A 12133-nucleotide genomic window follows, 5' to 3' on the forward strand; every position below is an offset into this window, starting at 1 on the left:
TGAAAATGGTTCCCGTTACTGTTAACCTCCACAGGTGTCGTCCCAGCCCGTCCGCCTCCGTTCCGTGACCGTCCGCCGCGGGCAGCGCACCGTGCTGCACCGCACCGACGCGGTCTTCCGACCCGGCACCGTCACCGTCGTCGCCGGTGCCAACGGCTCCGGCAAGTCCACGCTCCTCGAGGCCCTCGCCGGCACCCTCCCCACGGCCGAGGGCAGCGTCACCGGAGCAGGACCACGCCGGGTCGCCCACGTCGCGCAGTCCGTCGCGACCCCCGGGCCGCCCCTCAGCGTGCACGCCGCCGTCGCCATGGGCCGCTGGGGTGCCCTGCCCTGGTGGCGTCCCCTCCGCGCCGCCGACCGCGCCCTCGTCGACGACCAGCTCCGACGCCTCGACCTGCTCGACCTCGCCGCTCGCCCCCTCGCCGAGCTCTCCGGCGGCCAGCGGCAACGCGCCCTCGTCGCGATGGGCCTCGCACAGCGCGCCCCCGTGCTCCTGGTCGACGAACCCACCGCCGGCGTCGACGCCCACTCGCTCCGCCTGGTGCTCGACGCGCTCGCCGCCGAGGCCGCCCGCGGCGCCGTCGTCGTGCACGCGGCGCACGACCCCGGGGCGCTCGCCGCGGCCGACCGCGTGCTCACCCTGCGCGACGGCGCCCTGCGCTGACGAGGCTCGTGGCGGGGCCGCCACGAGCCTCCCGTCCATTTCTCCCCGGGGGGGGGGTGCATCCAGGCGGGCCCTCCCGGCGGTAGTGGGGGTAGGCGTCGATGACGACGCCCACCCGACACGGCCCAGCGGGCCGACCTGGAGGCACACCATGCGCAAGAACCTCGTCACCGGCATCGGAGCCGGCGCACTGCTCGCGGCGTTCGCGATCGCGGTCCCCGCGACCGCGGCGACCGCAGCACCTGGCGACGCCACGCTGAGCGTCCTGCACGCCGTCCCCGACACCACGGTCGACGTCTGGCTCGACGGCGCCCGGGCGATCGACGACTTCACCCCCGGCACGATGGCCGGTCCGATGTCCGTCGCGGCCGGGGCCCACACCCTCGCGATCACGGCGAGCGACGCGACCGACGACTCGAAGCCGATCATCGGCCCGGCCGACGTGTCGTTCGCCGCCGGCAGCAACTCGACCGCGGTGGCACACCTCAAGGCCGACGGCAGCCCGACGGCGACCGTCTACACGAACGACACGTCCGCGGTCCCCGCCGGGCAGGGTCGTCTCGTCGTCCGGCACGTCGCAGCCGCACCCGCGGTCGACGTCCTCGCCGGTGGCAAGGCGGTCGTGTCGAACCTGTCGAACCCGGACGAGCAGGCGCTCGTGCTGGCTGCCGGCACCGTGTCCGCCACGGTCGCGGCGACCGGGACGACCGCCCCGGTGATCGGCCCGGCCGACGTCGCCGTCGCAGCCGGTTCCGACACGATCGTGTACGCGTGGGGCAGCCTGGCGGACAAGAACCTGATGCTCGCCACGCAGACGATCAGCGACCTCGGCGGCGACCCGAACGGCGTGCCGGCCGGCAACGCCGGACTCGTCGCGACGAACCGCACGGAGACCGCACCGCTCGCCATCGGCGGCAGCGTGGTCGTCCTCGCCGGACTGGCACTCCTGGTCGTCCGACGTCGCGTGAGCGCCGTCCGAGCGGCACGGCGCTGACCGTGCACCACCGGGTCGGGGCGGCGGTGGCGGTCCCCCTCGCCGCCGTCGTCGTCCTGGCCTGCCTGACCGGGTGCTCGTCGGCGGACCGTGTCCCCGGCGGGCGCTCGCTCTCGACGGACGGGGCCTCGTCGGCTCCGGCCGCACCCGTGCCCGTCGCGCCGAGCCCGGCGCCGTCCGCGTTCTCCAGCGCCGTGCCCCTGCGCGACGCAGCACTCCCCGCGGAGGTGCCGGCCGTGGTCGCCCCCGTGCGGATCGCCGTGCCGAGCCTGGGCATCGACCAGGCCGTCCGACCCGAGGGCGTCGACCCGACCGGCGCGATGGCCCTGCCCGCGGACCCCGCCGTCGCCGGCTGGTGGCGCTTCGGCTCGACCCCGTCCTCCACGTCGGGCTCCACCGTCCTCGCCGCCCACGTGGACGCGGTCGGGTACGGCATCGGCCCGTTCGCGCACCTGGTCGACGTGCCGGTCGGCACGCGGGTCACCGTCACGAGCGCGGACGGCACCACGACGCCCTACGCCGTCGCCACGGTCGACCTGCTCGCGAAGACGGGCGTGCCCTGGGCGAGCGTGTTCGACCACGACGGACCGCGGCGTCTCGTGCTCGTCACCTGCGGCGGCGAGTTCGACACCGCCACGCACCACTACCGCAGCAACCTCGTCGTCACCGCGACGCCGCTGTGACCGATCCCCGACTCCCCACCGCGACGCGGCCCCGACCCCTACCATCAGGGCAGGGGTCCCGAGCGGCCCCCGGAAGGCACCACGCCGACGTGACGACCAACCAGCCCGACGAGAGCGACCTCGCCGACGCCTTCGGCAGCGGTGACGAGCGCGTCCTCCGGGCGGTCTACGAGCGGTGGTCGTCCCTCGTGTACACGCTCGCACTGCGCTCGCTGACCGACGTCGCAGCGGCCGAGGACGTCACCCAGCAGGTCTTCGTCCGGGCCTGGCGTGGTCGGCACACCTACCACGCGGACAAGGCCCCGCTCGGTGCCTGGCTCGTCGGCATCACCAGGAACTGCGTCGCCGACGCCCTGGCCGAACGGGCCCGGCACGAGCGGCTCGCCCACGCCGTCGCGGACGAGGAACGGAGCGCTCCCGCCGAGGACCCGCACGACGGGATGGCGGAACGCGTGCTCGTCGCCGGGGAGCTCGACCGGCTCGAGGACGTGCCGCGCACGGTGATGCGACTGGCGTTCTTCGAGGAACTGAGCCACCGTGAGATCGCGGAGCGGCTCGGGCTGCCGCTCGGCACCGTCAAGAGCCACATCCGTCGAAGTCTGGCTCGGCTCCGAACACGTCTGGAGGTGATCGAATGAACCACATCGACGAGGAGTCCCTCGCGTTGCTCGCCATCGGCGACGACGCGCCCTCCGGTGCGGCCGCCGAGCACCTCGCGGCGTGCCCGGCGTGCCGCGACGAACTGGCCGACCTACGGCGTGTGGTTACCGTGGCGAAGTCCTCGCAGAGCATCGACCTCGAGCAGCCGTCCGCACGGGTGTGGGACCGGATCGCGACGGACCTCGGCTTCGACGACCGGTCGACTGCGCCTGCCGCCGCGGCTCCTGCTCCTGCTCCTGCCCCTGCCCCCGGCGCCCACCTCGCTCGTCGCCGGCCCCGGGTGCGTCGTCGCACCGCCGTGTTCCTCACCGCAGCCGCTGCCGTCGTGGGCCTCGTGCTCGGACTCGGCGGTGGCTGGTACCTGTTCGCCGGAGGTCCTGGCGGCGGAGACACGGTGGTGTCCCGCACGGCGCTCGACCCGCTGCCCGGCTGGTCCGGTGCCCGTGGTTCCGCCGAACTCGAGCGTGACGGTGACGGACGGCTCAGCCTGGTCGTCGACCTCGACCACCGGGCCGCCGACGGCGCAGCGCCCCTCCGCGAGGTGTGGATGATGCGCTCGGACCTCAGCGGGCTGGTCAGCGTCGGGTTCCTCGACGGGGACACCGGCCGGTTCGTGGTGCCGTCGGGCGTCGACCCGACGCGCTACCCGGTCGTGGACGTCTCCGCCGAGTCGAACGACGGCGACCCTGCGCACTCGGGTGACTCCGTCGTGCGCGGCACGCTCCGCAGCCGGGCCTGACGCACTCGCGCCTGACGCACCCGGGCCTGCCTCGCACCACGCGCCCCGGGCCGCCGCGTCCCGCCCGCAAGGTCCGCGCAAGGGGGGACGGGCCGTCACCCGACCCGGTGAACCGGCCAGGTCCTCCCGGCCGTTGCCCAGGCCCACCACAGCACCAGCGCAGGTCGGGAGCGCTCCATCGGGAGATGGCCAGATCCCTGCTGACCGTCCCCCTGTCCCTCACCGTCGTCGCCGCTGCGCTCGCGTGGATCGTGCTCGGTCCGGCCGCTGCGCTCGCGTTCGTGGCGCTCGCGCTGCTCGAGATCGCGATGGCGGCCGACTCCTCGGTGCCCATGGCCGGCATCGCCGGACGCCTGCACTCCCCCGCCAGGCGGTTGTTCCTGTCGCTCGGGATCGTCGCCGGCGTCCTCGCGATGCGGCTCATGCTGCCGCCCGTCGCCGTCGTCGTGGGCTCCGCCGAGGACCCGACCGCCACCGTCGGCGAGGCCGTCTTCGCCCCCGGCGCCTTCGCCGCCCACTTGCAGGAGGTCCGGCCCGCCCTCGCCGCCTTCGGCGCCGCGTTCATCTGGCTGGTGTTCGCGGAGTACCTGTTCAACACGGACCGCGCGTCGCGTCGGTCGTGGCTCGGCCGCCTGGAGGCTCGACTCGCCGCCGTCGCACGCCCCCGCGTCTGGTCGCTGGTCACCGCCACGGCCGGGGTCGCGCTGACGAGCGTCCTGGTCGCCTCCGCCGCAGCGTGGGAGCCGTCCGGGGTCGTGCCGGTGGTCCTCGGCGGCGTGCTCGGCATCGGCGCGTACCTCGGGTCGAAGCGAGTCGCGCGGTGGGCGCTGCACGGGGGTGGGGCTTCCGCGGCTCCTGGAACCGACACCGACTCGGTCGGCACGGGCCGCGGGGCCTGGCGCATCCACGTGTACGCGTCGACCGTCGTGTTCGAGCGCGGGCTCGTCGTGTTCATGCTGTTCGAGATCCTCGACGGCGTGTACTCGCTGTCGGGGTCCGGCGTGCTCGGCGCCGACGGGCTCAGCGCACTCGAACAGGCCGCGGTCGGTGCTGCGGCGATCGGCGTCGGGGCGCTGTTCCTGGCGCGGTTGACCTCGCGCCTGGACGAGGCCGCGGGGCTGAAGCGGCTGCGCTACCTGAAGGCCGGTGCGGCGTACGTGCTCGGCGTGCTGGCGGTGCTGCTGTGGACGAGCCTGCTCGTGCCCATCCCCGGCGTGCTCGTCGGGTGGTTCGGCACGGTCGTGATCGGCCTGGCGCTGGCGTCGTCGCTACCGTGGCGGGCGTGGGTCCGGCGCGCGGGGCTCCGCCCGGTCCGCGGCTGAGGCGGGCGGGCGGGCGCTCGCGGCGGTCGGCCGCTGCGCCGCACCGTGCGGGACCGTTGCGCCGCACGGGGTGGTCAACCTCGCACGACGCACCCGCGCGCCGCACCGTGCGCGCGCCTACTCCCGATCGCCCTGCCGGAGCAGCCGGGTCTCCTCGGCGTCGTACTCGGCACGGACCTGGCGGAGCACGAGGTCGTCGATGTCGCCGTCGTCGCGCATCTTGATCACCCTCGCCGACTTCAGCCGCACGAGCGCGAGTTCGAGCTCCACCGCGGCGCCCCGCTGCTGCAGGAGCGGGTGGTCGTCGTCGTCGCTCTGCTCGGCGCGCACGAGGGCGAGGTGGCCCTCGTACTCGTCCTGGATGCGCTGCACGACCTCGGCGTCCGCGCCCGACCGCTTGGCCAGACGAGGCAGGGCGTCGAGCGCTTCCTCGATCGCCAGACGCTCGGCTCGGCGGCGTTCCTCCACCACCTCGCCGCTGCCGTCGAAGTCCGCCCACCGCACCACCGCGGGCAGCACGAGCGACTGCGCGACGATCGTCACGACGACCACCCCGGCGACCACGAAGACGATGAGGTCGCGGTCGGGGAACGCGCCGCCGCCCTCGACCATGCGCGGCACGGCGACGGCGGCCGCGAGCGAGACAGCGCCGCGGAATCCCGTGAAGCCGCTCACCACGCGGTCGCGGTACCCTTCGCGCGGACTGCCACCGGTGCGCAGGGTCACGAGTCGGATGGTGCCCCACGACAGGTTCAGGAACGCGAAGCGGAGAACGACGACCGCGAGCGACACCAGCCCGATCATGCCGAGGCCGACCAGGAGCTCGCGGGCCTCGAGTTCCCGGATGGCGATCGTGGCCTCGATCCCGACGAGCACGAACAGGGCGCCGTTGAGCAGGAACGTGGCGAACGACCAGAACGAGCGCACCTGCTGGCGGGTCTCCGCGCGGTCGAGCTTCGGGGCGACCTGGCTGACGACGAGCCCGGCCACGACGACCGCGAGCACGCCGGAGGCCCCGATCGCCTCGGCCGCGAGGAACGCGACGAACGGCACGAGCAGCGTCAGCATGTTCTCGAGGATCACCGCCGACACCCGGCGCAGCACCAGCATCCCGAGCCAGGACACCAGCAGCCCCGCCGCGATGCCCCCGACGTAGGAGAGCAGCAGCATACCGGAGACGTTCCAGACCGTGAGCGTCTGCTCCCCCGCGGTCACCGCGACCGCGATGCCGTAGATCACGAGCGTCGTGCCGTCGTTCACCAGGCTCTCCGCACGGAGCACCGTGGTGTTCCGCCGGGGCAAGGACCGCGTCAACGCACCGACGGCGGTGGCGTCGGTCGGGGCGACGGCAGCGCCGAGCACCCACGCCGGTCCCCACGGCATGCCGAGCAGGTGCAGCAGCGTGGCCACCCCGCCGGCCGTCAGCACGACGAGCAGCGTCCCCATGAGCAGGATGCCGCGGAAGTTCGCGCGGATCTCCCGGAGCGAGATCGTCAGGCTCTCCCAGTAGAGCAGCGCGGGCAGGAACAGCAGCAGGACGGCGTCGGCCGGCAGCTCGAGCTCCCCGAAGACGGGGATGAACGCGATGCCGGCGCCGAAGGCGAGCAGCAGGACGGGCGGTGCGATCCGCAGGCGTCCGGAGACCGCCGTGGCGACGGCGATCGCCGTGGCGAGCACGACGACGAGTTCGGGTGCGATGAGTTCCATGGGTGTCACAGCCTGACATGGCGTCGATGTGGGCGGTGCCGGGAAGTGCGCACCTGTGGAGAGTCAGCGCGACGAGGTGCCCTGTGCATTCCACACCCGGGCGCGCGCACCGCACCGACCTGCCAGAGTGGAGGTGTGGGAACCGCAACGGCGCCGCTGCCGACCCGACGTCACCGCGTGGCACTCTTCGCCACGTCCACCATGACCGGGTTCGGGATCGCGTCCTGGATCACCCGCACGCCGGCCGTCCGCGACGACCTCGGCGCCTCGCTCGAGGCGATGGGCCTCGTCCTCTTCGGCCTCTCCGTCGGCTCGATGATCGGCATCCTCGGCGCCGGCGCGCTCATCCGCCGCGTCGGGACCCGACCGCTCGTGCTGCTCGGCGGCGCACTGCCCGTGATCGGTGTCCTGCTGGTCGGGCTCACGGCCCCGGCGCAGCTGCCCGCCGGGGTCTGGATCGGCCTGTTCCTCGTCGGGTTCGGTGCCGGGGTCGCCGAGATCGGCCTGAACGTCGAGGCCGCCGCCGTCGAACGGGTCATCGAGCGACCGGTCGTACCGGTCCTGCACGCGTGCTTCAGCCTCGGCACCGTCGCCGGCGGACTCGTCGGCATCGCGATGACCGCGGCCCGGGTCCCCGTCGTGGTGCACCTGCCCGTGGCCGCCGTCGTGATGGCCGCGCTCGCCCTGGTCGCCGCGCTGAACCTCCGCCCGATGCCCCGGTCCGACCCGGCCGCGGCTGCCAGCGCTGCGGCCGCCGACTCCGGCATCCCCGCCAGCACTGCGACCGCCCGCCGACGCTCGGTGATCACCGTGCAGCTGCTGCTCCTCGCCGTCATCACCCTCGCGATGGCCTTCGCCGAGGGCGCCGCCAGCGACTGGCTCCCCCTCCTCATGACGAGCGACCACGACGCACCCGAGGTCCTGGGGTCCCTCGTCTTCACCGGCTTCGCCCTCGCCATGCTCGTCGGCCGCTCCGCCGGCACCCCGCTCGTCACCCGGTTCGGTCGAGCGACGGTCGTCCGTACGTGCGCGGTCGTCGGCGCCGTGGGCGTCGTGGCCGTCGTGCTCTCGCCGTCCCCGGTCGTGACCGCCGCGGCCGCTGTCGTGTGGGGCCTCGGCATCGCGCTCGGGTTCCCGCTCGCCGTGTCGGCCGCCGGTGACCACCCCACCGACGGCGACCGCCGGGTGTCCGTCGTCGCGACCGCCGGCTACGTCGCGTTCCTGGTCGGGCCGCCCGCACTCGGCTTCCTCGGCGAGCACCTCGGCCTGCGGATCGCGATGCTCGTCCCGCTGGCGCTCCTCGTCGTCACCGTCGTCATCGCCTCGGCAGCCGGTCGACAGACGCCGGCACCCAGCACCACCTGACGCACCGGCGTCTCGCCGCTGCGACGCGGCAGCAGACGGACTGGAGGCCCGGTGCCAGCTGGCACCGGGCCTCCAGTCCGTCATCAGTCGGCGTGCGCCGGGGGCGACCTCGCCCACCGTCCGACCCACGAGCGGACGTCCCGCCGCGGCCGGCCCACCGACCGCACCGGCCACCGGAGCCGGCCGTCGACCGGACGGTTCCGGTCGGGCAGGACTGCCGTGGTCGTCGTCAGGACCAGCCCGCGGACGACGTCCGCGAACATCGCGTCGACGACCACGGCCTCCGCGTCGTGGATCGCTGCGTCCGGTGCCTCCACCGAGGCAACGAGTTCCACCGCAGTGCCTTCCGGGTGCCTCAGCCGGCGATGGCCTGCTGGTCGGACGGGACGCCGCTCGTGATCGCGATCTTCCGGGGCTTCGCCTTCGGGGTGACGGGGATCACGAGGGACAGCACGCCGTTGTCGTAGTGTGCCGAGATGGCCTCGGAGTCGACGCCCTCGCCGAGACTGAACTGCCGCAGGTACGACCCGTGCGGGCGCTCCTGCAGCAGCCAGCCGCTGCCGGACCGCTCCGGGGCGCTGCGCTCGGCGCGGATGGTGAGGAGCTGGCCGTCCACGTTGACGTCGACCGAACCCGGGTCGATGCCGGGCAGGTCGGCGTTGAGGACGTACTGGTCGCCATCGCGGTGCAGGTCGACGGGCATCGGCTTGAGGCTCTGACGGCCGCCGAGCAGCGCTCCCGTCAGACGGTCCAGCTCGGTGAAAGGATCGAACGTCATGGTCATGTGAGAGTCCCCTTTCGGTGTCGAGGTGTCCGGCCCTGGACGACGGATCTGCCGTCATCGTAGGACTGCTCCGGACCGTGTTCCTCAGGGCTCCCTGCGAGGTCCCTTCGTGATCGCTCGGAGCTCCCGCCGGCGCTGCTCCGGCGCTCAGGACTCCTCGTGGGGGTACTCGGCCGCGCGTCCCTGGAACGCCAGGATCGCCTCGTTGCGGACGGTGCCGTCCTCGATCTCGATCGCGCGGCGGAGCGGCTCGCACTCCTGCCAGGACGCGCGGCCCTCCATGACCGGCCGGAGGAACGGCAGCAGCGCCTCGCTGATCTCCCACGTCGCCGAGTTCCAGAGCAGCGAGGGGCTGTGGTCGACGGCGTAGTAGTTGGTCCACTCCCCCACGGTCACCAGCGGCTCCTCGAACGAGGTCGCGCGTGCCCAGTCGAAGCCCATGCCGGGGTCGATCGAGACGTCGACGACCAGGCTGCCGGGACGGAACGCCCCGAGGTCGACCTCGCGCAGGTACGTCAGGGGCGCGTTCGGGTCCTGCAGCGTGCAGTTCACGACGATGTCGTGGTCGGCGAGGTACGGCGCGAGTGCGACCGGCCCGTCCGGGGTGTCGACCGTGCTGGCGTAGGGGGCCTCGGGGTCGTGCTCGAAGTGCAGCATGTCCACGGACGGGATCGGGGACCCCACCGCGGCGATGTCCCGGTTCGTCAGGACGCGCACGTCGTGGACCCCGTGGGCGTTCAGCGCGGTGACGGCGCCGCGGGCCGTGGCGCCGAAGCCGATCACCACGGCGGAGAGCCGACGGCCGTAGTCGCCCGTCGACCCGCAGAGCTGCATCGCGTGGATGACCGAGCAGTACCCGGCGAGCTCGTTGTTCTTGTGGAAGACGTGCAGCCCGAAGCCGCCGTCGGCACGCCAGTGGTTCATGGCCTCCCAGGCGATGAGCGTCAGGCGCTTGTCGATGGCGAGCTGCGTCAACGCCCGGTCCTGCACGCAGTGCGGCCACCCCCACAGCACCTGGCCGTCGCGCAGGTCCTCGAGGTCGGCGGCGAGCGGCTTCGGGAGCAGGACGACGTCGGCTGCGGCGATGACCTCGGCGCGGTCGGCCATCGCACCGACGAGCGGCTCGATCTGGTCGTCGGGCACACCGAACCGCAGCCCGTACCCACGCTCCAGCACCATCGCGGCGCGCAGGTCCGGGTCGATCCGGCTGATGTGCGCCGGGTGGACGGGGAGTCGCCACTCGTCGGCCTTGGCGGAGTGCGCCAGGACCCCGAGGCGGAGCAGCGGCGTTGCGGTTCCTGCAGTGGTCATGGGGCGACCTTACGGGGCGTGCCGACCCGCCGATCACACATCAGATCTCATACTCGCGGGGGAGGCAGTGGACGGACGACCTGTCCTACCGTGGCGGGCGTGATCGAAGTCGACCATCTCACCAAACGTTACGGTCCCAAGCTCGCCGTCGACGACGTCTCGTTCGTCGTGCGGCCGGGCAGCGTGACCGGCTTCCTCGGCCCCAACGGCGCCGGGAAGTCCACCACGATGCGCATGATCATGGGACTGGACCGGCCCACCGCCGGCACCGCGACCGTGAACGGGAAGCCGTACACGGCCTTCCGTGACCCGCTCCGGCAGGTCGGCGCCCTGCTCGAGGCCAAGGCGGTGCACTCCGGCCGCAGCGCGTACAACCACCTGCTCTCGCTCGCGGCCACCCACGGCATCCCGAAGTCCCGCGTGCACGAGGTCATCGACATGACCGGGCTCGACTCCGTCGCCCGCAAGCGCGTCGGGGGCTTCTCGCTCGGCATGGGCCAGCGCCTCGGGATCGCCGCGGCACTGCTCGGTGACCCGAAGACCCTGATCCTCGACGAGCCGGTGAACGGCCTCGACCCCGACGGCGTGCTGTGGGTCAGGCAGCTCGCCCGACGGATGGCCGCAGACGGCCGCACGGTCTTCCTCTCCAGCCACCTGATGAGCGAGATGGCCCAGACCGCCGACCGCGTGGTCGTCCTCGGCCGCGGCAAGGTGCTGGCGGACGCCCCCATCGCCGAGTTCGTCGCCGGTGGCGGCTCGCCCGACGGCCAGGGCGGTGGCAGCCGCGTGGTCGTGCGCACCCCGTCCCCCGACCAGCTCTTCGCCGCGATCGGTCAGGCCGCCACCGCGGTCACCCCGCGCGACGACGGCTCGTTCCTCGTGGTCGGTCCGGACGCCCCGACGGTCGGCACCATCGCCGCCCAGGCCGGTGTCGTGCTGCACGAGCTCACCCCGATGGGCGCGAGCCTGGAAGAGGCGTACATGGCCCTCACCCGCGACGACGTCGAGTACCGATCGGAGGGCGTCCGATGAGCGCGCCGAACACCGCCCCCGCCCAGCAGCACCGGCACCGCGAGGCCGCCGTGCCGGACAGCGTCGGCTTGAGCTTCCCGCGCCTGGTGCGCAGCGAGTGGATCAAGCTCCGCAGCATCCGCTCCACCGTCTGGTGCTACGCCATCCTGGTGCTGCTGACGATCGCGATGGCCGTGCTCCTCGGCGCCGTCATCGACCAGGGCGCGGGGCAGCTGCCGCAGGACGCCGTCAACGGCGGCTTCGTCAACATCAACACCGTGAGCGTCTCCCTGACGGCGCTCGTCGTCGGCGTGCTCGGGGTGCTCATCATCTCGGGTGAGTACGCCACCGGCCAGGTCCGCTCGACGTTCACGGCCGACCCTGGCCGCATCGGTGTGGTCCTCGCCAAGGCGTTCGTCCTGGCGCTCGCGACCTTCGTCGTCAGCGTCGTGTCGACCGGGATCGGTGTCGCGATCTCCGCCGGACTGCAGGTCAGCAAGGACATCCACCCGGAGTTCAGCGACCCGGCCGTGTGGATGCCGATCCTCGGCGCCTCCGTCTACGTGACGCTGGTGGCGCTCTTCGCCTACGGCATCGGCCTGCTGGTCCGGTCGAGCGCCGGCGGCATCGCCATCACGCTCGGGATCTTCCTGGTGCTCCCGGTGATCCTGTCGGTCTTCGGACAGCTGACCGAGGCGCAGTGGGTCACCGACCTCGCGCGGTTCCTGCCCTCCGCCGCGGGTGCCGAGCTCTACACGTACGCCTACGACGGCGCCGGCTCACAGCCGGGTGTGGTGCTGAACGGCTGGGGCGGCTTCGCCGTCCTGGCAGGTGAGGTCGTCGTCATCGGCGCGATCGCCATGGCGGCGGCGCGCAGGCGCGACGTCTGACCC

The 12133-nt window shown here is 73.3% G+C and carries 13 protein-coding genes; 9 read left to right on the top strand and 4 right to left on the bottom strand.

Going from position 1 to position 12133, the window contains the following annotated elements:
• The first annotated feature begins 34 nt into the window (after positions 1-34).
• The 6 genes from ITJ54_RS02805 (at position 35) to ITJ54_RS02830 (ending at position 5062) form a co-directional block, all read left to right on the top strand.
• Positions 35-664 carry an ABC transporter ATP-binding protein gene (locus ITJ54_RS02805; protein ID WP_323741572.1) on the top strand — a complete coding sequence of 210 codons (630 nt, stop codon included), beginning with the start codon at positions 35-37 and terminating at the stop codon, positions 662-664.
• 151 nt (positions 665-815) lie between these two features.
• Positions 816-1658 carry a DUF4397 domain-containing protein gene (locus ITJ54_RS02810; RefSeq protein WP_194625770.1) on the top strand — a complete coding sequence of 281 codons (843 nt, stop codon included), beginning with the start codon at positions 816-818 and terminating at the stop codon, positions 1656-1658.
• 26 nt (positions 1659-1684) lie between these two features.
• Positions 1685-2341: a class F sortase gene (locus ITJ54_RS02815; protein ID WP_323741573.1), complete on the top strand. Its 657-nt coding sequence runs from the start codon at positions 1685-1687 to the stop codon at positions 2339-2341.
• A gap of 89 nt (positions 2342-2430) precedes the next feature.
• Entirely contained in the window at positions 2431-2979 is a 549-nt protein-coding gene (locus ITJ54_RS02820; protein WP_194625771.1) for an RNA polymerase sigma factor, read from the top strand.
• Positions 2976-3740, top strand: a complete 765-nt coding sequence (locus tag ITJ54_RS02825) for an anti-sigma factor domain-containing protein (RefSeq protein ID WP_194625772.1) — start codon at positions 2976-2978, stop codon at positions 3738-3740. Before ITJ54_RS02820 ends, ITJ54_RS02825 begins: the two co-directional genes overlap by 4 nt.
• A 185-nt stretch (positions 3741-3925) precedes the next feature.
• Positions 3926-5062, top strand: a complete 1137-nt coding sequence (locus tag ITJ54_RS02830) for a DUF475 domain-containing protein (RefSeq protein ID WP_194625773.1) — start codon at positions 3926-3928, stop codon at positions 5060-5062.
• A gap of 117 nt (positions 5063-5179) precedes the next feature.
• Here ITJ54_RS02830 and ITJ54_RS02835 read toward each other — a convergent pair whose 3' ends face one another.
• A complete protein-coding gene (locus ITJ54_RS02835; protein ID WP_194625774.1) occupies positions 5180-6769 on the bottom strand; it encodes a Na+/H+ antiporter in 1590 nt (529 codons plus the stop codon).
• A 135-nt stretch (positions 6770-6904) separates the two neighbouring features.
• Here ITJ54_RS02835 and ITJ54_RS02840 point away from each other — a divergent pair, with 135 nt between their 5' ends.
• Entirely contained in the window at positions 6905-8134 is a 1230-nt protein-coding gene (locus ITJ54_RS02840) for an MFS transporter (protein WP_323741574.1), read from the top strand.
• 83 nt (positions 8135-8217) lie between these two features.
• On the opposite strand, the gene ITJ54_RS02845 is transcribed toward ITJ54_RS02840, so the two are convergent.
• The 3 genes from ITJ54_RS02845 to ITJ54_RS02855 form a co-directional block, all read right to left on the bottom strand.
• Positions 8218-8469, bottom strand: coding sequence for a hypothetical protein (locus ITJ54_RS02845; protein WP_194625775.1), 252 nt, complete (start codon positions 8467-8469; stop codon positions 8218-8220).
• Between the two features lie 20 nt (positions 8470-8489).
• Complete coding sequence (locus ITJ54_RS02850; protein WP_194625776.1) at positions 8490-8918, bottom strand: Hsp20/alpha crystallin family protein; 429 nt, start codon at positions 8916-8918, stop codon at positions 8490-8492.
• 147 nt (positions 8919-9065) lie between these two features.
• Positions 9066-10229 carry a N(5)-(carboxyethyl)ornithine synthase gene (locus tag ITJ54_RS02855; protein ID WP_194625777.1) on the bottom strand — a complete coding sequence of 388 codons (1164 nt, stop codon included), beginning with the start codon at positions 10227-10229 and terminating at the stop codon, positions 9066-9068.
• 99 nt (positions 10230-10328) lie between these two features.
• On the opposite strand from ITJ54_RS02855, the gene ITJ54_RS02860 reads away from it, so the two are divergent.
• Together ITJ54_RS02860 and ITJ54_RS02865 are read left to right on the top strand one after the other, a co-directional pair.
• Positions 10329-11261, top strand: a complete 933-nt coding sequence (locus tag ITJ54_RS02860; protein ID WP_194625778.1) for an ABC transporter ATP-binding protein — start codon at positions 10329-10331, stop codon at positions 11259-11261.
• Positions 11258-12130: an ABC transporter permease gene (locus ITJ54_RS02865; RefSeq protein ID WP_194625779.1), complete on the top strand. Its 873-nt coding sequence runs from the start codon at positions 11258-11260 to the stop codon at positions 12128-12130. The genes ITJ54_RS02860 and ITJ54_RS02865 overlap by 4 nt, the downstream gene beginning before the upstream one ends.
• Positions 12131-12133: the final 3 nt, after the last annotated feature.

This window comes from Curtobacterium sp. VKM Ac-2865 (assembly GCF_015350905.1).
Classification (GTDB): Bacteria; Actinomycetota; Actinomycetes; order Actinomycetales; family Microbacteriaceae; genus Curtobacterium.